Below are 24,920 nucleotides of genomic sequence, written 5' to 3'. Positions count from 1 at the left end.
GTCCCTTCTCTTCGAGTAAGACAATGACGTCTAACACACCCTCCGCTTCCGGACTGCGACGCCGAGCCGTGCTTTCGATCGCGGGTACAGGTGCGCTCGGATCGCTCGCGGGCTGTCTCTCTGCGCTCTCGAGCGGCGACGCCGCCGGCGGTGACGAGCCGGAATCTAACGATACCGACGACACGTCCGACGAGGACGCGCCGCTGACCGACTACGAGTACACCGCACCGCCGCAGATCGTCGACCTCGCCGAACAGGATCACCAGTCGACGCTCCGGACCGTCCCCGCGCGCCACCAGCTCGTCACCGACGAGGCGAAGGGCGGCCCCGTGGAACTCCCCGAGGTCTGGGCCTGGCAGGCCGACGACCTCGAGCCGAGCGTCCCCGGTCCGATCTACCGCATGCAGGAGGGCGAGACGTTCGAACTCTCCTTCGAGAACACCGAACACGACCGCCCGCACACCGTCCACGTCCACGGGGTCGGCAAATCCTGGCGCGACGACGGCGCCCCGATCTCGACCCGGATCGACGTACAGCCCGGCGAGAGCCACACCTACGAACTCGAGGGCGACGTCCCCGGAACGCACTTCTACCACTGCCACGTCCAGACCCACAACCACCTGGACATGGGGATGTACGGCATCCTCCGGGTCGACCCCGAAGGCTACACGCCGCCGGACCAGGAGTACTTCCTGACGCTCCGTGAGTGGGATAGCCGGCTCCACGAGCGGGAAGCCGGCGGCGACGCCGACTACGACGCGGGCGACCGGTCCCCGAACCTCTACACCGTCAACGGGCGGAGCGCCCCCGCGACCTTCAACCCCGAACTCGGCTCGCCGCTCGTGGTCGGCGCCGGCGACACCGTGCGCGTCCACGTCGTCAACGCGGGCTACGAACAGCACGCGTTCCACACCCACGGCCACCGCTTCACCGTCGTCGAGAAGGACGGCAGCCCGATCCCGGAGGCCGCACGGTACCAGGAGGACGTCGTCGGCATCGCCCCTGCCGAGCGCGTCACCCTCGAGTTCGAAGCGGACTCCGAACCCGGCATCTACCCCGTCCACTGCCACAAGGTCGACCACGTCACCACCGACGGCGCCTACCCCGGCGGCATGGCGACCGCCATCGTCTACGAGGACGCGATGGAAACCGACGAGTTCACCGAGGTCATGGACGACGCCGGATACGAAGCGTAACTCACCGCGTACGGCCCCCGACCGGTATTTTACTGTCTGTTAGTACTCGGCGTTTCGAACGTGCCGCACCCGTTGGCTTGTTTCGTGGCGTAACACGATTTTACCGCGTCTCACATCCGGATTACCGTCTCGAGAGACGACGAGAAGACGACGAAACGCCGACCGCTACTGGACGTACAACGAGTACGCGATCACGAGAAAGCCCGCGAGCACGAGCAGGCTCTCGAGGAGCACTCCCAACACCAACTCGACGTCGAGAAGCAGGTCGAACATCCCCGCGAGGACGAAGCCGAGCGTCACGAGCCCGAATCCTACCGCAAGGTACCCGAGCGCCCGCTGTCTCGTCCGCCGATACGCCTTGAACGCGAAATACGTAATGATTCCCCCGACGACGAGTATGATCGTCTTGACGACCGCCAGGGCGACTGCGATTTCGATCGTTGATTCTCCTGTCATGTCTCCTTTCGCACCTCCGACCACAGCTCGGCGAGCCGCTCGTCCGCCGTCCGCGCCGGCCGATCGATCTGCACCGTCAGCCGGCGCTCCTCGTCCAGCGACAGCGTAATCTCCTCGAACGCGATCGAGTACTTGCTCGCGTGGTGGCCGTCACGCCTGATTTCGGTCGATTCCTCGAGCAGCGTCGATTCGGTCAGCAACTCGAGCTTCCGATACAGCGTCGATTGCGGGATCTCGCATCGGTCCGTCAGCTCCGACGCCGTCATCGGCTCCTCGAGGTTCCGGATAATTTCTCGACAGTCGGGATCGTCAAGCGCAGCGCAGATCTCCTCCGCCGACGGCGTCGACTCCGAGGCGATCGGGTCCCGGACCATTCGTACGACCGTTACGACGCACGTGGTTTATTCGCATCGATGCGCATCGGCGGTCCGACCCGACAGCGCTCCGATTTCCGAACGTGTTCGTCCCTAACCGTCACCGTGCTCTTCACGTATCACCTGGTGCGACTCCAGAACAAACTCTAAACCGAACTTTCTTGCGCGTACACGCTCGAGTGCGACCACGCGGGTATCATCCGGTTCGACCGCATCTGCAAGGACGGGATGACTAGCCGGCCTCCGCCCGCGTGATATTCCTGCGACACTGCGACAGTTAGCAGCTCCTCGAGTCCGGTATTTATTAGTGTAGATTCAGTGACTGACCGGTGGAAAACCGTGGCATGGTAGCGGGTTCCGAGACGATTCTGGTTCGACGGTCTTATATGTCCACCCGGTCTTCGATAGGAATGCAAACGACGTGGCGCAGTGCGCCGCGTTCCCTCCGGCCGGAACCCGGCACGGAGGCAGGAATCTCGTCCGTTGCCCTTATACACTGTCGGGCGTTCACAAACGGTCGCGCATTGCCTCGCCGGCTTCGAATTCCGGCGCGGCGGCGATCCGTTGCCCTTAAGTGTATACGGGGATTCGGATGGATTGCAACGCAACAGTGATCGACGACCCGTTCAACTCGGGTCGTCATCTCGGACGATTCGCGATCCGTGGTCCGAAGGGGTTATGTACCCTACGCGGATTACGAATATGTCCGAAGGAGATGAGGATTCCACCCCTGCGGTCTTCCGTACAGATGGGATCTGATGTGAGCCTTGGTAGTTCGGTGACGCTCGACCGGTCCACGCCGTGGGTCGACGTGCGCGCCGAACTGGACCCATAGTGTGAGTGTGTATCAACATTCACCGCCAACCCTCCCCCTTGAGGGGAGAGACATTCCGGTTGATCCTGCCGGAGGTCATTGCTAGTGGAGTCCGATTTAGCCATGCTAGTTGCACGAGTTTAGACTCGTAGCAGATAGCTCAGTAACACGTGGCCAAACTACCCTCTGGATCGGGATAACCTCGGGAAACTGAGGCTAATCCTGAATAGCGTTCTCACCCTGGAGTGGGGAGAACGTGAAATGCTCCGGCGCCAGAGGATGTGGCTGCGGCCGATTAGGTAGACGGTGGGGTAACGGCCCACCGTGCCAGTAATCGGTACGGGTTGTGAGAGCAAGAGCCCGGAGACGGTATCTGAGACAAGATACCGGGCCCTACGGGGCGCAGCAGGCGCGAAACCTTTACACTGCACGCCAGTGCGATAAGGGGACTCCATCTGCGAGGGCATATCGTCCTCGCTTTTCTGTACCGTAAGGTGGTACAGGAATAAGGGCTGGGCAAGACCGGTGCCAGCCGCCGCGGTAATACCGGCAGCCCGAGTGATGACCGCTATTATTGGGCCTAAAGCGTCCGTAGCTGGCCAGGCAAGTCCATCGGGAAATCCGCGCGCCCAACGCGCGGGCGTCCGGTGGAACCTGCTTGGCTTGGGACCGGAAGACCTGAGGGGTACGTCCGGGGTAGGAGTGAAATCCCGTAATCCTGGACGGACCACCGGTGGCGAAAGCGCCTCAGGAAGACGGATCCGACGGTGAGGGACGAAAGCTCGGGTCACGAACCGGATTAGATACCCGGGTAGTCCGAGCTGTAAACGATGTCTGCTAGGTGTGGCACAGGCTACGAGCCTGTGCTGTGCCGTAGGGAAGCCGTGAAGCAGACCGCCTGGGAAGTACGTCCGCAAGGATGAAACTTAAAGGAATTGGCGGGGGAGCACTACAACCGGAGGAGCCTGCGGTTTAATTGGACTCAACGCCGGACATCTCACCAGCATCGACAGCAGGAGTGACGATCAGGTTGATGACCTTATCAGACCTGCTGAGAGGAGGTGCATGGCCGCCGTCAGCTCGTACCGTGAGGCGTCCTGTTAAGTCAGGCAACGAGCGAGACCCGCACTCCTAATTGCCAGCAACACCCTCGTGGTGGTTGGGTACATTAGGAGGACTGCCAGTGCCAAACTGGAGGAAGGAACGGGCAACGGTAGGTCAGTATGCCCCGAATGTGCTGGGCGACACGCGGGCTACAATGGCCGAGACAGTGGGATGCAACGCCGAAAGGCGACGCTAATCTCCGAAACTCGGTCGTAGTTCGGATTGCGGATTGAAACTCATCCGCATGAAGCTGGATTCGGTAGTAATCGCGCCTCAGAAGGGCGCGGTGAATACGTCCCTGCTCCTTGCACACACCGCCCGTCAAAGCACCCGAGTGAGGTCCGGATGAGGCCTGGTCACCAGGTCGAATCTGGGCTTCGCAAGGGGGCTTAAGTCGTAACAAGGTAGCCGTAGGGGAATCTGCGGCTGGATCACCTCCACAGACCGGGACCGGGGCGCTGCCCCGGCCCACAAGCGGTCCATTTCGCCGCGCTCGTCGTCCCACTCGTTCGGGCCGATCGGGCACCTTTGAACTACCAAGGCTCACACCTCGTTCCCCTCGTTTCGAGGGGGTGGGCCCATAGCTCAGTGGGAGAGTGCCTCCTTTGCAAGGAGGATGCCCTGGGTTCGAATCCCAGTGGGTCCATGTCTCGGAGCGAATCGAGGATCGTGCCCCTTAAGTGGGGCCGACCACTTCGATTCAATCCGAACGCAAACCGATGCACCACCCCGTGCAAACGTGGGTGGGAAGGGTCAATGCAGCCAGCCGTCTACTGGCCTGCAGATGCGACCGTGTGTACGTGTAGTCCAGGCGTCCACTGGACCCGTTCCCGGGTCACATAACGTGACACCTCTGGTGTCACGCCGATCCGATGAACGTGGCTACTGTGCCAGCTGGTGGATCGCTCGGCTTGAGAGCTGAAGAAGGACGTGCCAAGCTGCGATAAGCCTCAGGGACCCGCACGGAGGGGAAGAACTGAGGATTTCCGAATGGGAATCCCCACCGCAATTGCTTCGCGCAATGGGGAACGCCGAGAATTGAAACATCTTAGTATCGGCAGGAAGAGAAAACGTAACCGTGATGTCGTTAGTAACGGCGAGTGAACGCGACACAGTCCAAACCGAAGCCTTCGGGCAATGTGGTGTTCGGACTGACAACCACTCCGCGAAAGGCTGCAAGAAGTCTCTTGGAATAGAGCACGAAACAGGGTGACAGTCCCGTACTGCAGGCGAGTATCGGACGCGTCAGCTCCAGAGTATCGGGGGTTGGATATCCCTCGTGAATATTGCAGGCATCGACTGCAAAGACTAAACACTCCTCAAGACCGATAGCGAACAAGTAGCGTGAGCGAACGCTGAAAAGCACCCCACGAAGGGAGGTGCAATAGGGCGTGAAATCAGTTGGCGATCGAACGACGGGGCATACAAGGTCCTCTCCACAACGACCGTAGCGCGAGCTACCAGTAGGAAGTAGAGGAAGCCGATGTTCCGTCGTGCGTTTTGAAAAACGAACCAGGGAGTGTGTCTGATTGGCGAGTCTAACCTGATTATCAGGGAAGGCGTAGGGAAACCGACATGGCCGCAGCATTGCGAGGGCCGCCGTGTTCAAGCGCGGGGAGTCAATCGGACACGACCCGAAACCGGATGATCTAGACATGGGCAAGACGAAGCGTGCCGAAAGGCACGTGGAGGTCTGCTAGCGTTGGTGTCCTACAATACCCTCGCGTGACCTATGTCTAGGGGTGAAAGGCCCATCGAATCCGGAAACAGCTGGTTCCGACCGAAACATGTCGAAGCATGACCTCTGCCGAGGTAGTCTGTGGGGTAGAGCGACGGATTGGGGGACCGCACTCCGAGAGGAGTGCGCCCCCCTGTCCAACTCCGAACCTACAGACGCCATTTGACGCAGGGAGTCCGGTGCACGGGGTAAGCCTGTGTACCATAAGGGAGACAACCCAGCGCCGGGTTAAGGTCCCAAAGTGTGGATTAAGTGCGATCGAAGGTGGTCCCGAGCCCTAGACAGCCGGGAGGTGAGCTTAGAAGCAGCTACCCTCTAAGAAAAGCGTAACAGCTTACCGGCCGAGGTTCGGGGCGCCCAAAATGATCGGGGCTCAAATCCACCACCGAGACCTGGCCGCACCCCTCACAGGGTGATCGCGTAGGTCGGCGTTCTGTTCGGGTGGAAGCACGGGTGAGAACTCGTGTGGACCGTTCAGTAACGAAAATCCTGGTCATAGTAGCAGCGTTAGTCGGGTTAGACCCCCGACGGCCGAACGAGTAAGGGTTCCTCAGCAATGCTGATCAGCTGAGGGTTAGCCGGTCCTAAGTCTGCCCGTAAGTCGAAGCAGACAACAGGGAAACAGGTTAATATTCCTGTGCCAGTGTGCACTCAAAGCTGACGCTTTGGGGCCGCCTCTGCTGGGTTTTCGCCCAGTTGAACAGTCGAAGACCGTGGAAGCCGTAATGGCACGAAGCGATCGAATGGCTGGATAACGTAAGAGAGGTCAACCCAGAGCCCGTGAAAAGGCGAGCACACTGTCCGTACCGAGATCCGACACAGGTACTCGTGGCGGCGAAAGCCAAGGCCTGTCGGGAATAACCGACGTTAGGGAATTCGGCAAGTTAGTCCCGTACGTTCGCAATAAGGGATGCCTGCCTCGGAAAGAGGCAGGTCGCAGTGACTCGGACGCTCCAACTGTCTAGTAACAACATAGGTGACCGCAAATCCGCAAGGACTCGTACGGTCACTGAATCCTGCCCAGTGCGGGTATCTGAACACCCAGTACAATGGGACGAAGGACCCGTTAACGGCGGGGGTAACTATGACCCTCTTAAGGTAGCGTAGTACCTTGCCGCTTCAGTAGCGGCTTGCATGAATGGATCAATGAGAGCGTCACTGTCCCAACGTTGGGCCCGGTGAACTGTACGTTCCAGTGCGGAGTCTGGAGACCCCCAAGGGGAAGCGAAGACCCTATAGAGCTTTACTGCAGGCTGTCACTGAGACGTGGTCGCCATTGTGCAGCATAGGTAGGAGCCATTACACAGGTACCCGCGCTAGCGGGCCACCGAGGCAGCATTGAAATACTACCCGATGGTGACTGCGACTCTCACTCCTGGCGGAGGACACTGGTAGCCGGGCAGTTTGACTGGGGCGGTACGCGCTTGAAAAGATATCGAGCGCGCCCCAAGATTTCCTCACCCGCGTCGGAGACGCGGGGAAGAGCGCAAGAGCATACGGAAGTCTGACAGTGTCCGGCCTAACGACGGACGCTGACGCGAAAGCGTGGTCTAGCGAACCAATTAGGCTGCTTGATGCGGCCAATTGCTGACAGAAAAGCTACCTTAGGGATAACAGAGTCGTCACCCGCAAGAGCACATATCGACCGGGTGGCTTGCTACCTCGATGTCGGTTCCCTCCATCCTGCCCGTGCAGAAGCGGGCAAGGGTGAGGTTGTTCGCCTATTAAAGGAGGTCGTGAGCTGGGTTTAGACCGTCGTGAGACAGGTCGGCTGCTATCTATTGGGGGTGTTACGGTTCCTGACGGGAACGTTCGTATAGTACGAGAGGAACTACGAATGGGTGCCACTGGTGTACCGGCTGTTCGAAAGAGCACGTGCCGGGCAGCCACGCACCACGGGGTAAGAGCTGAACGCATCTAAGCTCGAAACCCACCTGGAAACGAGGAACCACCGAGGCCACTCCTACAAGAGGAGATCGATAGACTCGGGGTGTACGCGCCAAGGCAACGAGGCGTTGAGCCCGCGAGCACTAATCGGCCAAGCCACACACTCATAACTGAGACACGCATTTGGATCTGTGACCCATCGAACGGGTCCAGGCGCGAACTGGACTACACGTACATGACGGTCATTCCACCGATATTGGCATGATCACGGTTCGATTCCGTGAATCGGCGTTAGGCGGCCACAGCGGCGAGGTTCCTCCCGTACCCATCCCGAACACGGAAGATAAGCTCGCCTGCGTATCGGCAATTACTGGAGTGGGCGACCCTCTGGGAACGTCGATTCGCCGCCCCCACTCATACTCTCATACGCATCAACAAGCCTCGTCGAGCGACAGCGCTGCTGTTGTTCGGCGGGGCTTTTCGTCTTTCATACGCAGAGCGCAGCGGCTATTCGAACTTTATCATACTCACACCAATAGTGCAACTACACCATCCGACAGTTGTTCCTGTTCGACTCAATCGTGTACCGAAAATGTCGCCCGGAACACTAACGTCCAGCCTCATCCCGTGGCGGCGTGCCGCGTCAGCTGGCTAACCCTCGTGCCGGGCGGATGGCTGTGAGCCATCACCGGTCGGTGGAACGATGTGATCGTTCCGGCATATTGCGTGCCCGGGTTCGCCGTACTGTCATCGCACCCGGATGGGTTCACTCGGTCGGGGACAAAGGCACGCACTCGTGCTAGGGCTGCACGTCGTTTAAACGTTTTCTGCGAGTGATTGCTCTCGTCCACGTTCAATACGGAGCGTTTCGGTCCTCGAAAGTGAACTGGCTGAAGATAGTGTGACTGACCGAGAGCTGAGACCGAATCGAAGACCGAAGGAGAGAGCCGGATGCGGCTGCTAACGGGAGTTAGTAGAAGTACTCGTCTTCGGTAAGTTGGACGTATCGGCCGTCGCGGTACTGGAACTTGCGCTTCTTGTAGCTCGCGAGCAGTTTCGTAGCGTCGAATCCGGCGGAGTAGGTTCGAGAGAACAGCGAGTCGGTACCGTTCGTCCCTTGCATCTGGTTGATAATGTTGAAAGCCCGATCCCAGTCGTCGGGCTGATAGTCTTCGACGATATCCGCGAAGGCGACGTTACGCAGGATTTCGTCGCCGATAGCGCGCTTCCAGATGTCGTTATAGTGCTCGAGCGAGTCGGTGCCGGCGAGTCGACCGGCGATCTTGCCGGTGCGGACGGCGACGTGGTAGCCGCCCTCGTGGAAGGCAGAGGTTGTGCCCATCGCGCCGCCGGCGACGGCGATGTTGGCGCCGACGGGGGAGTCGATCGGCCGCGTCGAGGAGATCGGATAGGTTTCGGTGCCCTTCGATTTGCCGCGGTCCTCGACGATCGGGATGTCCTCCTCGATATCGTACTCGTCGCCGTACTCGCGCTCGAGCAAGCGGCGGATGTACTCCGATCCCGAGGGGAGCTGGTCGTCGTCGCTGTCGAGCAGTTTGTAGGCCGCGGGGTTCTCGACGTCCTCGAGTTCCATGCCGATGGGCATCGTCAGGCCGACGCGGGCGACCGTGCCGTCGTTGGGGAAGACCCAGGGGTAGGCGGTTTCGCCGGGCATGTAGCCCCACCAGAATTTGAGTCGGTCTTCGAATTCCTCGAACAGTTCTTCGGGGAAGTTCCGATACTCCTGGTAAGCGATGTGGTTGGCCTCAGGCGGCGAGAGGTAGTCCGAGACGCTGCGGCCGGGGGCCGTGAACTGATCGAGTGCGTCGAGGGTGATCCGTCGCTGCGGGCCGTCCGCGAGGACGACGTACTGGGCCTCGAGTTGGTCGCCGTTCGAGAGCGTCAGCGTGTGGGTCGGTCCCTTCGGACTCGAGGCGCGGAGGTCGGTCTCGAGGTCCGTGACGCTGGTCCCGACGCGCAGGTCAGCGCCGGCGTCTTCGGCGCGCTCGTAGAGCCAGTCGTCCATCCGGGCGCGGTGGAAGGTGTAGCCGAACTCCGGGTAGGTGGCGTCCATCCCCGTCGTCGAGATCTCGACGGCGCTGTTGGGGCCGATGAACTCGGTCCCCTCGAGTTCCCGGAGGATGACGTCGTCGGGGATCTCCCGGTAGTCGAAGTCCATGATGTCGATCCAGTAGTCGAGCATGCCGGCGGCGTCGGTGGAGTCGGGGCCGAGGTCCTCGCGGTCCTCCCGCGGGACGCCCTGTTCGAAGAGCACCGTCTCGGCGCCGTGGGCGGCGGCCCGCTCGGCTGCGGACGCGCCCGCGGGGCCACCGCCGACGATCGCGACATCAACGCGTTCCATACACCAGTGGCACTCAGTGGGGCGTATTAAACCGCATGAAATTCGCGGCGACGTGGAATTTCGATCAGCTTGCGATTGCGTTCGGTCTGCCGTCCGGAGAACGTCGTATCTGAGATGAACGTTTTTGATGATTCCCCTCGAGACCACGATCTAGAGATGAGCGAACGCGACAGCGATGGTGACGGTGACCGCAGTAGCGACGCCGACGTGCTCGTCCTCCGGCGGGGAACGCACGGCGTCCCGGTCGAACAGTACGCCGCGGCGATCCGCGAGCGGCTTCCCGGCCAAACCGTACAGCTCGCACGAACGCCGGCCGAGGAGCGCGAGGCGATCCGCGGCGCCGAGTACGTCACCGGCATGACCCTCGAGGAAGATCTCCTCGAGGCCGCGGAGAACCTCGAGGTGTTCGCCTGCGCCTACGCGGGCACCGGCCACCTGCCGATGGATCGACTCGAGGAGCGGGGCGTGACGGTGACGAACGCGTCGGGCGTCCACGGGCCGAACATCGGCGAGCACGTATTGGGCGCGATCCTCCACTTCACCCGGCGGTTCCACGTCGCGGAGCGCCGGCAGCGCCGCCGGGAGTGGCGCCACTACCAGGCCCACGAACTCCAGGGGTCGACCGTGACGATCGTCGGTCTCGGAGCGATCGGCCGATCGGTCGCCGAGCGCCTCGAGCCCTTCGGCGTCGACACGATCGGCGTCCGCTACACGCCCGAGAAGGGCGGACCGACGGACGACGTGATCGGGTTCGAGGGCGACGCGTTCCACGACGCACTGGCGCGGACGGACTACCTCGTGCTGGCCTGCCCGCTGACCGAAACGACCCGCGGGCTGGTCGATCGCGAGGCGTTCGTGACGATCGATCCCGAGGCGGTGCTGGTCAACGTCGCTCGGGGGCCGGTCGTCGACACCGATGCGCTCGTCGAGGCGCTGCGCGGGAATCAGATTCGCGGGGCGTCGCTGGACGTCACCGACCCCGAGCCCCTGCCGGAGGACCATCCGCTCTGGAACTTCGGTAACGTCCAGATCACGCCGCACAACGCCGGACACACCCCGAGGTACTACGATCGGTTGGCCGATATCGTCGCCGAGAACGCCCGCCGGTTCGGCGAGGCGGGGTCGGACGCGGACCTCGAGAATCAGGTTAACTTCAGTTCCTGAGCGAAGCGGGTGCGCGACTGCGACCGGATTACCGGGATACGGCACCGGTCTCGCGTGTACCTTTTTGACGCCGCACCGCCAAGCGCCGGTATGACACCGGAACCCGATTTCGCTCGTGGATCGACGACGACTGACGAGACGACGATGCGGGAGGCGGATCGTCGATGACGCTCTCGTTCGACGGGACGATCGTCGTCCCGGTCGGCGATCCCGACGACGGAGAGCGGACCGCGGCGGCGCTTGCCCCCTACCTCGAGCCGACGAGCACCGTCGTCGTCGTCAACGTGATCGAGAAGGCCGGGGGAGCGCCCGACAAGGCGTCGACGGAACAGCGCGAGGAGTACGCCGAGGAGATATTCGAGCGCACGCGAGACCCGCTCGCGGAATCGCCGGCGTCCGTCGAGACGGCAATCCTGTACGGTACCGACGTCGTCGACCGTATCTTCGCGGAAGCGACGGATCGGAACGCCGACGCCGTCGTCTTCGTTCCGCGCGAGGGAAACCGCTTCGTCGAGTTGTTGACCGGCGGTGTGGCTCGTCGGCTGGTGAAGGAGGCGTCGATGCCGGTCGTCGCGCTGCCTCGCGAAGCGTCCGAAAACTAGCGGAAGAGTACCGTCGACGGTCTCGGGTTACGCCACGTTGGCGTTCTCGAGCGACCTCGTCTGAGCCAGCAGTTCCGAACCCCGGTCGCGGAGGGAGACGGTGTTGGCGTCGATGTCGAAGTCGACGGCGCCGGCGTCCGCCAACTTCGGGATGTGAACGTGGCGAAGCGAGATCTGGACGCGTCGACGCGTCCCGAGGAGCGCGTCGCCCCAGTCGGCGATCCGGCTGCTCGAGCGCGCCGTGTCGGGATCGTCGTCCTCGCGTTCGATCGTCAGGTGGTCGGCGAGCTCGGCGACCGCAACCGGCGACTCGTTATCGGCCAGATATCGGAGGACGGCGCGGCGGTGTGGGTCGGCGAGTGCGCCGAACGACTCCGTCTCACCTGTCTCGTCGAGTTCGGCGCCGTCGGAAACAGCAGCGTCAGCGTCGGCACCAGGTGTCGACAGGGATTCGGGGTCGGAAACCACGGGGATCATACCTGCTGTTGGGTGGGTTCGTACTTGTGCCCGCCGCCAAAGTGTGCAGGGTCGTCGACGGCGTCGACTACTCGAATTGGTTCGACGGGCGGGGAAAGACGGGCAAAAGAGGACGAAAGCCCCGAAACTGCGGCTGGCCGCGTCGGCTCTCGAACGCGTTAGATGTAGCCGTTCTCGAGCAGCAGTTCGCCGTTCAGGACGCTGGCGCCGGCGGCGCCGCGGATGGTGTTGTGCGCGAGGCAGTTGTACTGCAGGCCGAAGGGCGACTCCTGGAGGCCGCCGGCGGCGATGGCCATCCCGTCGCCGAGCGTGCGGTCCATCCGGGGCTGGGGCCGATCGGGCACCTCGAAGACGTGGATGAGCGGGTCGGGCGAGGAGCGCAGGTCGAGCGAGGGGTACTCGCGCATGGCCTCGGCGACCGCGTCCGCGGTCAGGTCCTCCTCGGTCTCGACCCAGACGTTCTCGAGGTGGCCGTCGATGGTCGGGATGCGGTTACAGGAGGCCGACACTTGCATGCTGTTGTGGGAGAGTTCGGCGCCGTCGAAGTCGCCCAGCAGCTTTCGGGACTCGGTCTCGAGTTTGTCCTCTTCGCTGCCGATGAAGGGGATGGCGTTGTCGATGATCTCCATCGAGGTGACGCCGTCGTAGCCCGCGCCGGAGACGGCCTGCAGCGTCGAGACGTGGACCTTCTCGAGACCGTACTCCGCGAGGGCCGCGAGGGTGGGGACGAAGGTGATCGTCGAGCAGTTGGGGTTCTTGACCATCGCGCCGTCCCAGCCGCGCTCGTCGCGCTGGACCTCGAGCAGGTCGAGGTGTTCGGCGTTGACCTCCGGGATGACCAGCGGGATGTCGTCGTCCATGCGGCCGTTCGAGGAGTTCGAGGAGACGACGTAGCCGGCCTCGCAGAACGGCGGCTCGACCTCGGCGCCGACGCTCGAGGGGAGCGACGAGAAGATGAGGTCGACGTCGTTGGGGACGTCGTCAGGATCGGTCTCCCGGACGGTCATCTCCGCGACGTCTTCGGGAATGGGACTGTCGACGCGCCACTTGGCGGCCTGTCTGTACGTCTTCCCGGCACTGGATTCGCTCGCGGTCAGCGCGGCGATTTCGAAGTCCGGGTGGGGATCGAGAAGCTGAATCAGTCGTTGTCCGACGGCACCGGTTGCGCCGAGTACGCCTACTCGTACTGCCATTTCCCCGTATTCCGGGTTGAGTCCGCAAAACCGTTTGGGTTTTCGTCTCATTCCCATGATCGAATATCAGGTTCGAGATCCGAACTCTCCGGACGGCGCCGTTCGCCGCCGTCACCGGAGCGTATAGAAGAAATTAAGAAAACGGAGCGCCACCGACGAACAAATGCATCACCGACAGGCCCAGTCCGGAACCGCCGTTGGACGGCCGGCCGACTGCCCCTCGAGGCACAGCCGGGTCTCGATCTCGACTTCGACCTCCACCGACCGCCGATCGGCGGGGTGGTCCCGATGACGAGCGCGACCGCGAGTTCGGCCGACTCGGGGCTGTTCGATACGCCCTTTAGTATCGGCGCGGCCGTCGTTTCCCTGCTGTGCTTCCTCCTTGGGATCTTCATGGCGTGGACCGGCTATCAGGGCGGGACGCTTCCGGTCGCCGGGACGGAACTCAACATCGTCACCGGTATGGCCGGCCTCATGATCACCGCGTTCTTCGGCGTGATCGCGCTGTTCGCCGCGATCTACATGGAACCCGGTTTCGATCACTGATCCGTTCTCGACCGCCGCTCGCTTTCGGTCTCGCTCGCCGTTCCGTTTTCCTGCTCGGTTTCGACGCACTCGCTATCCTCATCGCTGCACGCTCGAGACGGTGATAGCTCCGCTAGTGGAAGCGGATGCGTTCGAGCCGCGCTCGTGAGAACGGACAAGCGACAGACGATCGGCTCACCAGTTGCTCGAGGTCGAACTGGTGGTGCTGGTGAACTCGAGACGAGACAAATAGCCGACTTACGCGGTCGCCTGCGAACCCTTCTTTCGCGTCACGTAGCCCGCTATGCGGTTCCGAACGCCCTTGGATTCGACGTTCGTGAGCTTCTCGACGCTGTCCTTGTTCTGTTCGAAGTCGGTCGTGAACGCGTCCGGGTACCGCTCCAGGAGGAGGTTCCCGGTCTTCTTGACGTAGGCCGGTTTGATTGCCATGTGGGGAGGTTCCGTCCAGAGGCTCTTAATCCCTTTCTCTTGTTCGTCCGCGGTTGTTCGTCCGCGGAGCCCGTCCTCCCGACGGCTCACGGGACTCGCGATACCCCGGTCTCGTCTGCGGCCGTGATGCGCCCCTCTCGAGTCTGAACCCGGCCGCTCGGTGCGAGTCGTGTACTGACGCCGGCCGCCGCTCGGATATTTTCTTGCCAGGGCCCGTTCGAACACGAACAGTAGTGTCCGAATTTAAATAGGATAGGCCGGGAAATGGGGTCGATGGTCTTACACTTCAAGGAAGCAACGAGCGTGTACAGGAAGACGCTCCCGTACGTCCTCCTGCAGTTCGGTATCGGCGTCGTGTTCGCACTCTTCGGGATCATTTACCTCAGCCTCGTCGCGTGGCTGGGTGCCAGATTCCTGTGGGGCGACGGCGGCACGAGTCTGCTCATCGTTGCGCTGGTGATGCTGATCGCACTGGCGTCTTTCGCGTACGTGTGGCGGTTAATACAGAGGTACGCCCTCTACATGGTCAAAACCGGCCATATTGCCGTCATCGCACACATCGTCGAGGAGGACGAGGTGCCGGAGAACCAGATCAAATACGGCGTGAAGCAGGTCGGTGATTACTTCGAGTCCGCAAGCGCACTGTGGGTCGTCAGTGAAGTGATCGACGCGGTGCTCAAGCAGTTCAACAAGGCGGTCGCGAGGATCGAGGAGATGATTCCGGTCCCGATCCCGCAGCAGTTGCAGACGCTGATCTCGATCGTCCAGAAGTCGATCGTCCTGGCGGTCCGATACCTCGATAACGCGATCATCGCGTACATGTTCGTCGATCGTAACGAGAACCGGTGGCAGTCGGCCCGCGACGGGCTCGTCTTGTATGCCAAGACCTGGAAAATGGTCCTCGGTTCGACCCTGTTGATCGTCGGCGGAATGTACGTTCTGTCGTTCGTTCTGCTGACGCTTCTGGCGCCGGTGTCCGTTGCGCTCGACTTCCTCCCGACGTCGCTCGAGATGATTTCGTGGTCGCTCGTCGGCGGGATGGTCGCCGTCGTCCACACCGGCCTCGTCAAGCCGTGGGTGAAGACGGTCGTCGTGACGACCTTCCTCATCGAACAGCGCGACGAGACGCCTGACAGCGAGACGACGGAGTGGCTCGAGGGGCACTCTGAGCGGTTTTCGGAGGTCGTGACGAAGGCCGAAAACAACGCGCCGCTCGGCGACGAATCGTCGGGCTCCGGCGGCGCGCCCGAGACTCCCGAGCCGGCCGACTAATACCGAAGGACGGTCCGGTCCGGAGGACTTCTACTTCACCAATCGGCGTCGGAGTGCGCTCGAGCGCGCTCGAGCGCTTCCCGCTCTCGCGGGCCACCGGCGCGTTCGACGACCGAGTCGTAGTACGCGAGTCGGTCGCGAAGCGTCTCCTCGTCGTAGCCGGGAACGTCGAGCCGCGACGCGGCTACGGTGGCTTCGACGACGGCGCCGAACCCGCGGTTGATCGTCGGCACCGTCGTTCGCTCGACGGTGGCCGCAAGCGGCTGCAGTTCCCATTTCTCCCACTCGGTGCCGTTCTCGGTTCCGCGTTCGATGGGCTCGACGGCCACCCGAACCCAGGCGGCAGCCGACTCGAGGATCGGGTCGTCGCGTTCGAGGATCGAGAGCGCGGCGTCGACGAAGACGACGGGGTCGTCGACGAACTGGACGTACCCCTCTCCCTCGCGGTGGAAGTTGCCGCGGGTACGAGTCCTGCCCCAGGTGGTTGCGGTGACGCGACTGTCGGTGTTGTCCGAACAGTCGCCGCTACTGTCGCTATCACCGGCGAACACTCCCAGCGCAGCCGCGTTCCAGCGACCGTTCGGTCCGAGCGTCGTCACGACGGTTTCGGTGACGCCGGTTAGTTCGACGGGCCACGTTGTCGATGTGCCGTTCTCCTCATCTCCCTCCGCCGTCTCGTCGCTCATACCTCGAGCACCCCGCGCTCGAGCGCGATGAACAGCCCCGCCGCCGTAATGTCGGCGGTCGTGCCGGGGTTGATTCCGCGGTCGACGAGGTCGTCCGCGAAAGCTTCGACGGCCTCGCGGTCGGTCTCGACGGCTCGGCGTTCATGAAGCTCCACGGCGCGCTCCTGGACTTCTCGCGCCACGTCCTCACCGTGTTTGTCCGCGACGAGCGTGTCGGGACGTTCGGCGAGCAGGGAGAGGAAGACGGCCGCGGCCCGATCGAGCGGCGGACCCTCGGCCTCGGCCAGTCGCTCGGCTGCCCCGAAGGAGCGCTCGAACCCCGTTACCCACTCCCGGGCGACGTCGTCGCCGGGGACGCTCCCCGCCATCACATCCAGCAGCGTCAGCCCCCGTTCCTCGAGCGCCGGCACCGCGTCGGCGCCGCGGCGGACGTCGAGCGGTGCCATGTCTTCCGGCGGATCGGCGACGAAGACGTCGACGTGTTCGAACGCGCGGTAGAAGGCCGCGGCGTCCGCGACGGTGGTGTCCTCGACGACGGCTTCGACGACCGGCTGGGAGAGGTCGTCCCTCGCGGCGCGGGTCAGCGGAACGAGCAACAACAGCGCGCCGAACTGGGTGTTGCCGCCGCCCTGCGCGGACATCCCCTCGACGGCGCGTTCGAAGGCCGGGCCGACCCCCGCGCCGTCGGCCGCCATCTCGAGGCCGCGCTGGGCGCCGACGGTTCCCGCGAGGAAGTGGTCGAACCGCAGGTCCGCGAGGTCGCGGCGGCGGTCGACGTTCCCGGGCTTTGGCGTGCCCGCGACCTCGAGCAGGAGCGCCAGTCGGGCGTGCTGGGCTGGCGTTCGCGTTTGCATGTGTCGTATACCCGCCACGTGGAGGTCCGGTGGCTTAGGGTTACGGTTCGGCCGCGCAGACTCGCGGATCGATGCCGCGTCCGCTCCCGGATCACTGCCCCTAAACCGGCGCTCGCCCAAGTGCCGGCGATGAGTGATACGGCGGCGGACTCGGCGTGGCGCCTCCCCGACGACCGCGAGGCCGTCCGCGCGGCGCTGATCGAGTGGTACGAGGACGACCACCGCGACTACCCCTGGCGCCGAACCGACGACCCCTACGAGATCCTCGTCAGCGAGGTGATGAGCCAGCAGACGCAACTCGATCGCGTCGTCGCGGCCTGGGAGGAGTTCCTCGAGCGTTGGCCGACGACCGCCGATCTCGCGGCCGCCGACCGGGCGGACGTCGTCGGCTTCTGGACCGACCACAGTCTCGGCTACAACAATCGGGCGAAGTACCTCCACGAGGCGGCCCGGCAAGTGGAGTCGGAGTACGGCGGCGACTTCCCGGAGACGCCCGACGAACTGCAGGAGCTGATGGGCGTCGGTCCCTACACCGCGAACGCGGTCGCGAGCTTCGCCTTCAACAACGGCGACGCGGTTGTCGATACGAACGTCAAGCGGGTTCTCTACCGCGCGTTCGACGTGCCGGACGACGACGAGGCCTTCGAGGAGGCTGCGCAGGAACTCATGCCCGAGGGCCGCTCGCGGGTCTGGAACAACGCGATCATGGAACTGGGCGGCGTCGCCTGCGAACAGACGCCGAAGTGCGACGGGGCGGGCTGTCCGTGGCGCGAGTGGTGCGACGCGTACGCCAGCGGCGACTTCACGGCCCCGGACGTCCCCACGCAGCCGTCCTTCGAGGGGAGCCGCCGGCAGTTCCGCGGGCGCGTCATCGGCACCCTGCGGGAGTACGACGAACTCGAGCTCGACGCGCTCGGCCACCGGATCCGCGTCGACTACGCGCCGGACGGCGAGTACGGGCGCGAGTGGCTCGAGGGGCTGCTCTCGGATCTCGAGGACGACGGGCTCGTCGAGACCGATGAACGGGACGAGGACGACGAGTTCGTAGCCCGCCTCCGGCGGTAGCTCGGTTCCGCGATTCGGTCACCGAACGTCCGAACTCGAGGCCCGCGAGAGCAGGTACACCGCGACGAGCCCGAGCGCGAGGTCGATCCCGCCGAGGACGAGCGCGCCGGGGACGACGCCGTTTAACGCCCCGTCGAACCAGGCGACCTCGACGACCGTCATCACGTCCTGATCGAGCATGAGCGACCGCGCGGCGTCGACGCCGTAGGTGACGGGGTTGAACCGGGCGAACGTCCGGATCCAGCCGGGCAGCGTCTCGAGCGGGAGGAAGGCGCTCGAGAGGAACAACAGCGGGAACTGGAGGAGGTTCGCGCCGATGATCGTCGACTCCTGATCGCGGGTGAGGATCGCCAGAGCGTTCGAGAACGCGATGAACCACAGCGAGAACAGGACGCCGACGGCGACGATCCCGAGGGCGCCGGCGAGTCCCGTCGCAATCTCCGCGCCAAGTAGGACGCCGAGGCCGAGGATGATCGCGACCTGTACCGCGATCCGGAACACTTCGGCCGCGGTCTTCCCGACGAACACCGCGGTGCGGTTCATCGGGGAGACCAGCACCTTCTCGAACATCCCGTTCTCGATGTCGTTGACCAGCCCGATGCCGGAGGTGACCGCGGCGGCGAGGGCGACCTGGATCGCGATCGCGGGCACCAGGTACGTCTCGTAGCCGATACCTGGAATGCCGCGGTTGACCGCGTCGCCGGCGACGTTGCCGAACACCTCGGTGAACAGGACGAGGAAGATGATCGGCTGGACGAGCGAGACCACGAGGACGAACGGGTTGCGGACGGCCTTGAGATTCCACCGCTTGAAATTCACCCAGACGTCGCCGAGGAACGTGTTCGCGGTGCGGTCGACAGTACCGCGTCCAGTTTCGGTTGGACCGCCCGTTTCGGCGACGTCGGCGGTCGCCGCCGCATCCCTCGATTCCGCCCCGCCGGAGTCCGGCGGACTCACCGCGACACCTCCTCGGGGGCGGTCTCTGCTCCCGCGTCCGCCTCCGTCCTTGCCTCGAGTCCCTCGCCGGTGATCGCGAGGAACACGTCGTCGAGCGTCGGCGACCGGACGTTGAATCCGGTGACGGTCAGTCCCGCGTCCCGGAGCGCGACCAGCAGGTCCGTCCCGCGCTGGCGGGCCGCCTCGGCGGTCACGCTGACGCCCTCGTCGGTCACCGACACGGTCGCGTCCTCGAAGCCGTCGAACTCGCGAGCGATCTCGGCGGCCCGGTCCCGCGCCGGGCGGCCGCCGTCCAGTTCCAGGTCGAGCACTTCGCCGCCCACCCGGCGCTTCAGCGCCGCCGGGCTCCCGTCGGCGACGATTTCGCCGTTCAGGATGACCGCCAGTCGGTCGCAGAGCTGGTCGGCCTCCTCCAGGTACTGGGTCGTCAGGAAGATGGTCGTCCCTCGGTCGTTGATGTCCCGGAAGTAGTCCCAGAGACGGTTTCGCGCCTTTGGGTCGAGCCCGGTCGTCGGCTCGTCGAGGAAGACGAGCGGCGGTCGGTGGACCAGCGCCGTCGCCGCATCGAGGCGCTTTTTCATCCCGCCGGAGAACTCGTCGGCTCGCTTGTCGGCCACGTCGGCGAGTTCGACGAGGTCGAGCAGTTCGGCGACGCGGTCGGCTCGCTCTCCGCGGGGAACGCCGTAGGCCTCGCAGGCGAACCGCAGGTTCTCCTCGGCGGTGAGTTCGGGATCGACACTCGTCTCCTGGGCCATGTAGCCGATCGATTCCCGTATCTTCCCGGGGGCGGACTGCACGTCGAACCCGTTGACGCGGACCTCGCCGTCGGTCGGCGAGAGCAGCGTCGCGAACACCTTGATCGTCGTCGTCTTCCCCGCGCCGTTCGGCCCCAGAAAGCCGAAGAACTCGCCCTGGGGAACGGTCAGGTCGACGCCGCGGACGGCCGCAGTCCCGTCGGCGTAGACCAACTGCAGGTGGTCGACGTCGATCGCCGGCACTCCCCGAGCGTCGGCGGGTGCGGCGTCGGTCTGATCGCTCGTTCCGTCGTCGCTGCCTCGAGCGGCGCCGTCCGCTCGCTTCGATCCCATACGGTTCATACGGCGTTCGACTCCTTCAACCGTGGTCCTCGAGCACGCGGGGCTGGCGACGGCTGCCAGCCCTGCGAGTAGCCGTCGTTCAACGGCGGGTGATCGCCCGGTCTCATCAGGTCGGCTCCGCCCGACGGTACAGACCGTCTTCCGGTTGGTCCGCGACCGCGGCGCCGATCGACACCGGTATATTTCACCCTCGCTCGCATTGGTCCGGCTACGATGGACAGAGACGTGCACATCGCCGCCGTCTGCGGCAGCCTCCGAGACGCGAGCGCGACGCGACTCGCCCTCGAGCGCGCCCTCGAGGCCGCAGCCGAGGGCGGCGCGACGACCGAACTGATCGACTTGCGAGAGTACGACCTGCCGACGTTCGACCCGGATCGAGACCGCGAGGACGCCGGCGACGCCGAACTGCTCGCCGAGCGACTCCGCGAGGCCGACGCGATCGTGCTCGGAACGCCGATGTACCACGGCTCCTACTCGTCGCCGCTGAAGGCCGCGCTCGACTACTCGGGGTTCGACGAGTTCCGGGACAAGACCGTCGGCCTCCTCGCGGTCTCCGGCGGGGCGTTTCCGGTGACGGCCCTCGAGCACCTGCGCTCGGTCTGTCGAGCGCTGAACGCGTGGGTGCTCCCCCACGAGGTCGCGATCCCGAAGTCCCACTCGGGCTTCGAGGACGGGGAATTCGTCGATCCGAGTCTCGAGGAACGAACCGCGACGCTCGGCCGGCGCGCGGTCCAGTACGCGACGATCGAACCGGATCCGGATTCCTTCGAAGGCGACCAGAACGTCGGCGCCGAGGGGAAATAGTCAGGGGCAGCGCTCGAGCAGTCGCTGGAACCGGCGCTGGTGGGCGAGGAACGCGAAGAGACCGAAGACGACGCCGCCGAGCTGGACCGCCTCGATCCGGACGATCAACGTTGCAAATTCGACCGATAGCGGGGGCGACGTAACCGACCAGTCGACGAACCAGGCGGCCGAGAGCAGCGCCGACGCGCCGATCGCCAGCAGCGCGGCCGGGACGATCGGCACGAACGAGCAGTGACGGATCGACCGCCGCCCGAACGCCCGCCGTTCGAACGTGAACTGGCAGGTGAGCAGGACGGTGAGCGCCCCGGTCGCGAGCACGAGCCCGGCCTGCCCCCCAATGCGGTCCGCAACGAGCAGCCAGAGGACCCAGCACGCCGTCAGTAGCGTCGCGGCGCCGAGGCGCCGCGGCTCGAGTAGATCCTGCAGGTGGTTGACCGTCGCTCCGAAGACGCTCGCCCTGAGCAGGGCGCCGCAGAAGAGGATCCCCAGACCGGCGAGTGCCGTCGAAGTCGTCCGAGAGCCGGCGACGAGGCCGAACCAGAGCCCGACGGCGAGCGTTTCCAGCGCCGCGGCCGACAGGGCTGCGGTGATCCCCACGACGCGCTGGCGGGTGGTCCGCCCGAGCACGCCGGGCTGGCGAATGACGCTCATACCCAGCCACTCAGCGACGTCGGGTTTCGTTATGCGACTCATTACTGGACCGAACGGTCAGCGTTTACGAATTTATAGGGCAGAAATACGACGTTTACCTGACCAGTTCGCCTCGAGCGGCGAGTGGGTGGGTGACTGACGGCGACGCTCTAAGCACGCCGACCCGCCGTTCGATCGGGAACGTCGACTGCGCTGCTCGCCCGTTCGGTAGCATTGTTGTCACCTCTGCACTGATTACGCGCGGTCGGTCGTACACGGTCGTTCACTCGTGACGCGCGTTGGTCTTCTCGCCCGAGAGCCCGAACCGGCGATCGTTCAGTGAGGCACAGTATCGTCGTCCCGACTCGTTATCGGTCGGTTACGAGCGCCGGTCGTTCGCGTAGCAGACTCGTAACTGCTCGTTAGGCACTCAAAATCGTTGAAACGTTGGGTAGAATTATGTACGGCGGTGTGGTCGTGGGTGATTATGCCCGAAACGGAGCAACAGGACAAGTCGCTGTCGGAGATCGTCGTTAAGGAAGCGGTCGGGAAGGGGCTGGACTCTCCCCTTCGAGACTCTATTCTCGAGGCCGTCGAAGAGGCTGACGGCGGCCGAGGCGGCGGCCGATTCCCGCTCGCCGGCGCCGTCTTCGGTCTGGGTGCGGCGCTCGGCTTCCTCGCGGGGCGGCAGTCGACGGAACTCGAGGAGTCCCCGCTCGAAGACATCGAGGAACCGGAGATCATCGAAGACGTGACGGAACGCGCCGAGTCCCAGATGGCGAGCGATGAAACCGAGACAGAGATGGAAAGCGAGGAGATGGAGGGCGGATCCGGATCCCGTCTCCCCCAGTTGCTACTCGCGCTGGGCGTCGTCGCCGGCGCCGTCTTCCTGCGCCGCCGGATGGGCGGCGAGGAGGAAGAGGAGTGGGAGCCGATCGAGGAGTTCGAACCGGCGACAAGCGGTGAGGAAGACGCCGAGGACGAAAGCGACGAAGCGGAAGCTGAGGAGGAAGGCGACGAGACCGAGGAAGCCGAAGAGGAAGAGGAAGAAGAATAACGCGACAGCCGCTTTCGCTCTCGGTCTCGCGCTCGCGCAGTTACTACTTTTGAACGCGAGGGAGACAGTTCGTCGGTGACGAAGGAGCTAAGGGGGCGACGCCGACAGTGTGAACGCAATGGAGACGACCCACCGCGTCTTCGTCGGTGATGCGCGCGATCTGTCGGCCGTCGACGACGAGTCGATCGAACTCGTCGTCACCTCGCCCCCGTATCCCATGATCGAGATGTGGGACGACCTCTTCGCGGATCTCGATCCCGCCGTCGCGGACGCCCTCGAGGCCGGCGACGGCCGCCGTGCCTTCGAGGCGATGCACGCCCAGCTCGACCGGGTCTGGGACGAACTCGAGCGCGTCCTCGTCGACGGCGGCATCGCCTGCGTCAACGTCGGCGACGCCACCCGCTCGGTCGACGGCAGCTTCCGCGTCTACCCCAACCACGCGCGGGTGCTCGAGGCCTTCGAGTCCCGCGGCTTCGATCCGCTGCCGGACGTGCTCTGGCGCAAGCCGGCCAACAGCGCGGCCAAGTTTATGGGCAGCGGGATGATCCCGCCCAACGCCTACGTCACGCTCGAACACGAGTACATCCTCGTCTTCCGTAAGGGCGGAGAAAGCCGGGAGTTCGAACCCGGCGCCGACCGTCGCTACGAAGCCGCCTACTTCTGGGAGGAGCGCAACCGCTGGTTCTCCGACGTCTGGACCGAGGTGCGAGGCGAACTGCAGGCCCTCGAGTCGCCCGACGACGACCTGCGGGAGCGGTCGGCGGCCTACCCCCTCGAGATTCCCTACCGACTGATCTGTATGTACTCGGCCTACGGCGACACCGTGCTCGATCCGTTCTGGGGGACCGGCACGACGACGCTGGCGGCGCTGTGTGCGGGCCGGGACTCGATCGGCTACGAACTCGAGGCGGCCTTCCTCGAGCGGTTCGAAAACCAGCTCGCCGATGTCCCGGCGCTGTCACGGTCGGTCGGCCGAACGCGCCTGGAGCGCCACCGCGAGTTCGTCAGCCAACGCCGCGCGGACGGCTCGACCTTCGACTACGACGCCGAACACTACGACACGCCGGTCGTGACGAAGATGGAGCGGAACATCCGACTGCGGGAGATCACCGAGATCGAGGCGCTCGAGGCCGACGACGGCGGCGACTACCGCGCGATACACGAACCGCTGTCGCTGGAGTGAACAAATTCCTTCTTTTCGCTGTCACTGGCCCGTCCCTTCTGACCTTGCCTCTCGAGTAGTGACGTCGCGGCAACGTTTCGCGATCGTCACCGTCAGTACGTTGGGACTTCGTCTACGCGCGCGAGGCGGCGTCGCCAGGTATCGCCGAGCGCTGCTGGGGTGCTGTCGATGGACGTCCGCCGCCGACTCACTCGAGAACCCGCGAATCCGGTGTCGGGTCAATCGACGAGTCGGACGGCCGTTCCGTCACGGTCACGTCGACCTCGTCCCCGATCTCGACTTCGACTCGATACGTCCGATACGTGAACTCGACCCTCGCAGCGGCGTCGTCGAACTGGTCGGCACCGCGACACAGCGAGTCCGTCAGCGTATCGAGTGCGTCAGGATCGAGCACGTCGTACAACGGTGGCTCGAGGGCCGCCGGATCGACACCTTCCGCAGCTGCGATCGCTTCCACAACGCGGACACTCGGTTGCTCCCCCGGTTCCATACGACATGCTGCTGGCCATCGACACATAAATCCAGTGATGGTTTTCTGACGCACGTCAGACGCGCGGCAGACGTGCGGCTGACAGACGTGTCGCAGTAGTACGATGTGTACTCGAGAACGGCCGTGGCTGCTGGAGTATATCCTAACTGCTCGCGACTGCTGAGATCGCTAGCTGCTAGCACCGACACGCCGTCGGTACAACTCGTTGTGGTCGTAACAGCAACTGAGGAAGATGGCATGCCCGGGGAGGGCTCCGAACCCTCGATCTCCGCATGTCCCAGGTTCGAGGCTCGGCGGTCCTCGTGGGGGACACGGAGGCTTCCAAGGCGTACCGCACCGAATCTCTGAACCCTATGAGTGCGGCGCTATGTCCAGCTAAGCCACCCGGGCTCACTTCCCGGTAGTGGCGTCGTTCTCTTTAACCTTCTCATTCGAAATCGGCGTGCAACGCGGACCCACGGATTTATCACAGGGCCATACGAA

General features: G+C 64.1%; 21 protein-coding genes, 2 tRNA genes and 3 rRNA genes. 13 read left to right on the top strand and 13 right to left on the bottom strand.

What is annotated here, in order from left to right; all coding sequences use genetic code 11:
- Window positions 1-23: 23 nt before the first annotated feature.
- Window positions 24-1,196, top strand: a complete 1,173-nt coding sequence (locus HALXA_RS02110; protein ID WP_013878651.1) for a multicopper oxidase domain-containing protein — start codon at window positions 24-26, stop codon at window positions 1,194-1,196.
- 165 nt (window positions 1,197-1,361) lie between these two features.
- Here HALXA_RS02110 and HALXA_RS02105 read toward each other — a convergent pair whose 3' ends face one another.
- Together HALXA_RS02105 and HALXA_RS02100 are read right to left on the bottom strand one after the other, a co-directional pair.
- Window positions 1,362-1,652 carry a DUF7521 family protein gene (locus HALXA_RS02105; RefSeq protein ID WP_013878650.1) on the bottom strand — a complete coding sequence of 97 codons (291 nt, stop codon included), beginning with the start codon at window positions 1,650-1,652 and terminating at the stop codon, window positions 1,362-1,364.
- Complete coding sequence (locus HALXA_RS02100) at window positions 1,649-2,026, bottom strand: winged helix-turn-helix domain-containing protein (RefSeq protein ID WP_013878649.1); 378 nt, start codon at window positions 2,024-2,026, stop codon at window positions 1,649-1,651. The genes HALXA_RS02105 and HALXA_RS02100 overlap by 4 nt, the downstream gene beginning before the upstream one ends.
- Window positions 2,027-2,913: 887 nt before the next feature.
- On the opposite strand from HALXA_RS02100, the gene HALXA_RS02095 reads away from it, so the two are divergent.
- From HALXA_RS02095 to rrf, 4 genes are all read left to right on the top strand, one after another.
- Window positions 2,914-4,384: ribosomal RNA gene (locus HALXA_RS02095) — 16S ribosomal RNA — on the top strand.
- Window positions 4,385-4,518: 134 nt separating this feature from the next.
- Window positions 4,519-4,590: transfer RNA gene (locus HALXA_RS02090), tRNA-Ala, on the top strand.
- Window positions 4,591-4,817: 227 nt separating this feature from the next.
- Window positions 4,818-7,734: ribosomal RNA gene (locus HALXA_RS02085) — 23S ribosomal RNA — on the top strand.
- A 126-nt stretch (window positions 7,735-7,860) separates the two neighbouring features.
- Window positions 7,861-7,982 (top strand): 5S ribosomal RNA (gene rrf, locus HALXA_RS02080).
- Together the 16S, 23S and 5S rRNA genes with 1 tRNA gene alongside form the textbook arrangement of a ribosomal RNA operon.
- 557 nt (window positions 7,983-8,539) lie before the next feature.
- Here the strand turns inward: rrf and HALXA_RS02075 are convergent.
- Window positions 8,540-9,931, bottom strand: coding sequence for an NAD(P)/FAD-dependent oxidoreductase (locus HALXA_RS02075; RefSeq protein ID WP_013878647.1), 1,392 nt, complete (start codon window positions 9,929-9,931; stop codon window positions 8,540-8,542).
- Window positions 9,932-10,087: 156 nt separating this feature from the next.
- Here HALXA_RS02075 and HALXA_RS02070 point away from each other — a divergent pair, with 156 nt between their 5' ends.
- Window positions 10,088-11,095, top strand: a complete 1,008-nt coding sequence (locus HALXA_RS02070; RefSeq protein ID WP_013878646.1) for a D-2-hydroxyacid dehydrogenase — start codon at window positions 10,088-10,090, stop codon at window positions 11,093-11,095.
- 164 nt (window positions 11,096-11,259) lie between these two features.
- Window positions 11,260-11,697 (top strand): universal stress protein, encoded by a 438-nt coding sequence (locus HALXA_RS02065; protein WP_013878645.1) that lies wholly within the window; start codon window positions 11,260-11,262, stop codon window positions 11,695-11,697.
- A gap of 27 nt (window positions 11,698-11,724) precedes the next feature.
- Here the strand turns inward: HALXA_RS02065 and HALXA_RS02060 are convergent, their stop codons facing one another.
- Together HALXA_RS02060 and asd are read right to left on the bottom strand one after the other, a co-directional pair.
- Window positions 11,725-12,174: a DUF7344 domain-containing protein gene (locus HALXA_RS02060; RefSeq protein WP_013878644.1), complete on the bottom strand. Its 450-nt coding sequence runs from the start codon at window positions 12,172-12,174 to the stop codon at window positions 11,725-11,727.
- A gap of 158 nt (window positions 12,175-12,332) precedes the next feature.
- Window positions 12,333-13,367: an aspartate-semialdehyde dehydrogenase gene (gene asd / locus HALXA_RS02055; protein WP_013878643.1), complete on the bottom strand. Its 1,035-nt coding sequence runs from the start codon at window positions 13,365-13,367 to the stop codon at window positions 12,333-12,335.
- 288 nt (window positions 13,368-13,655) lie between these two features.
- Here asd and HALXA_RS02050 point away from each other — a divergent pair, with 288 nt between their 5' ends.
- Window positions 13,656-13,913, top strand: a complete 258-nt coding sequence (locus HALXA_RS02050; RefSeq protein ID WP_013878642.1) for a hypothetical protein — start codon at window positions 13,656-13,658, stop codon at window positions 13,911-13,913.
- A gap of 237 nt (window positions 13,914-14,150) precedes the next feature.
- Here HALXA_RS02050 and HALXA_RS02045 read toward each other — a convergent pair whose 3' ends face one another.
- Complete coding sequence (locus HALXA_RS02045; RefSeq protein ID WP_013878641.1) at window positions 14,151-14,342, bottom strand: 30S ribosomal protein S17e; 192 nt, start codon at window positions 14,340-14,342, stop codon at window positions 14,151-14,153.
- A 273-nt stretch (window positions 14,343-14,615) separates the two neighbouring features.
- Here HALXA_RS02045 and HALXA_RS02040 point away from each other — a divergent pair, with 273 nt between their 5' ends.
- Window positions 14,616-15,614: a phage holin family protein gene (locus HALXA_RS02040; RefSeq protein WP_013878640.1), complete on the top strand. Its 999-nt coding sequence runs from the start codon at window positions 14,616-14,618 to the stop codon at window positions 15,612-15,614.
- Window positions 15,615-15,649: 35 nt separating this feature from the next.
- Here HALXA_RS02040 and HALXA_RS02035 read toward each other — a convergent pair whose 3' ends face one another.
- Together HALXA_RS02035 and HALXA_RS02030 are read right to left on the bottom strand one after the other, a co-directional pair.
- Window positions 15,650-16,300, bottom strand: a complete 651-nt coding sequence (locus HALXA_RS02035) for a DUF447 domain-containing protein (RefSeq protein ID WP_013878639.1) — start codon at window positions 16,298-16,300, stop codon at window positions 15,650-15,652.
- Entirely contained in the window at window positions 16,297-17,154 is an 858-nt protein-coding gene (locus tag HALXA_RS02030; RefSeq protein WP_013878638.1) for a triphosphoribosyl-dephospho-CoA synthase, read from the bottom strand. Before HALXA_RS02030 ends, HALXA_RS02035 begins: the two co-directional genes overlap by 4 nt.
- A 129-nt stretch (window positions 17,155-17,283) precedes the next feature.
- Here HALXA_RS02030 and HALXA_RS02025 point away from each other — a divergent pair, with 129 nt between their 5' ends.
- On the top strand, window positions 17,284-18,219 hold the full coding sequence (locus HALXA_RS02025) for an A/G-specific adenine glycosylase (RefSeq protein WP_013878637.1): 936 nt from the start codon (window positions 17,284-17,286) through the stop codon (window positions 18,217-18,219).
- A gap of 18 nt (window positions 18,220-18,237) precedes the next feature.
- On the opposite strand, the gene HALXA_RS02020 is transcribed toward HALXA_RS02025, so the two are convergent.
- Window positions 18,238-19,176: an ABC transporter permease gene (locus HALXA_RS02020; RefSeq protein ID WP_013878636.1), complete on the bottom strand. Its 939-nt coding sequence runs from the start codon at window positions 19,174-19,176 to the stop codon at window positions 18,238-18,240.
- A complete protein-coding gene (locus HALXA_RS02015; RefSeq protein ID WP_013878635.1) occupies window positions 19,173-20,264 on the bottom strand; it encodes a daunorubicin resistance protein DrrA family ABC transporter ATP-binding protein in 1,092 nt (363 codons plus the stop codon). The genes HALXA_RS02020 and HALXA_RS02015 overlap by 4 nt, the downstream gene beginning before the upstream one ends.
- A gap of 222 nt (window positions 20,265-20,486) precedes the next feature.
- Between HALXA_RS02015 and HALXA_RS02010 the strand changes: the two genes are divergently transcribed.
- Window positions 20,487-21,077: an NADPH-dependent FMN reductase gene (locus tag HALXA_RS02010; protein ID WP_013878634.1), complete on the top strand. Its 591-nt coding sequence runs from the start codon at window positions 20,487-20,489 to the stop codon at window positions 21,075-21,077.
- Here the strand turns inward: HALXA_RS02010 and HALXA_RS02005 are convergent, their stop codons facing one another.
- Complete coding sequence (locus tag HALXA_RS02005; protein ID WP_049895375.1) at window positions 21,078-21,728, bottom strand: hypothetical protein; 651 nt, start codon at window positions 21,726-21,728, stop codon at window positions 21,078-21,080.
- Window positions 21,729-22,194: 466 nt separating this feature from the next.
- Here HALXA_RS02005 and HALXA_RS02000 point away from each other — a divergent pair, with 466 nt between their 5' ends.
- On the top strand, window positions 22,195-22,764 hold the full coding sequence (locus HALXA_RS02000) for a hypothetical protein (protein WP_013878632.1): 570 nt from the start codon (window positions 22,195-22,197) through the stop codon (window positions 22,762-22,764).
- Between the two features lie 118 nt (window positions 22,765-22,882).
- Entirely contained in the window at window positions 22,883-23,947 is a 1,065-nt protein-coding gene (locus HALXA_RS01995; RefSeq protein ID WP_013878631.1) for a DNA-methyltransferase, read from the top strand.
- A 187-nt stretch (window positions 23,948-24,134) separates the two neighbouring features.
- Here the strand turns inward: HALXA_RS01995 and HALXA_RS01990 are convergent, their stop codons facing one another.
- Window positions 24,135-24,437, bottom strand: a complete 303-nt coding sequence (locus HALXA_RS01990; protein WP_013878630.1) for a HalOD1 output domain-containing protein — start codon at window positions 24,435-24,437, stop codon at window positions 24,135-24,137.
- A gap of 238 nt (window positions 24,438-24,675) precedes the next feature.
- Window positions 24,676-24,827 (bottom strand) — tRNA-Met (locus tag HALXA_RS21595).
- Window positions 24,828-24,920: the final 93 nt, after the last annotated feature.

This window comes from Halopiger xanaduensis SH-6, assembly GCF_000217715.1.
In the GTDB taxonomy this organism is placed as follows: domain Archaea; phylum Halobacteriota; class Halobacteria; order Halobacteriales; family Natrialbaceae; genus Halopiger; species Halopiger xanaduensis.
The sequence above is the reverse complement of the archived record's forward strand: the minus strand, read 5'-3'. Positions and strand labels throughout refer to the sequence as shown.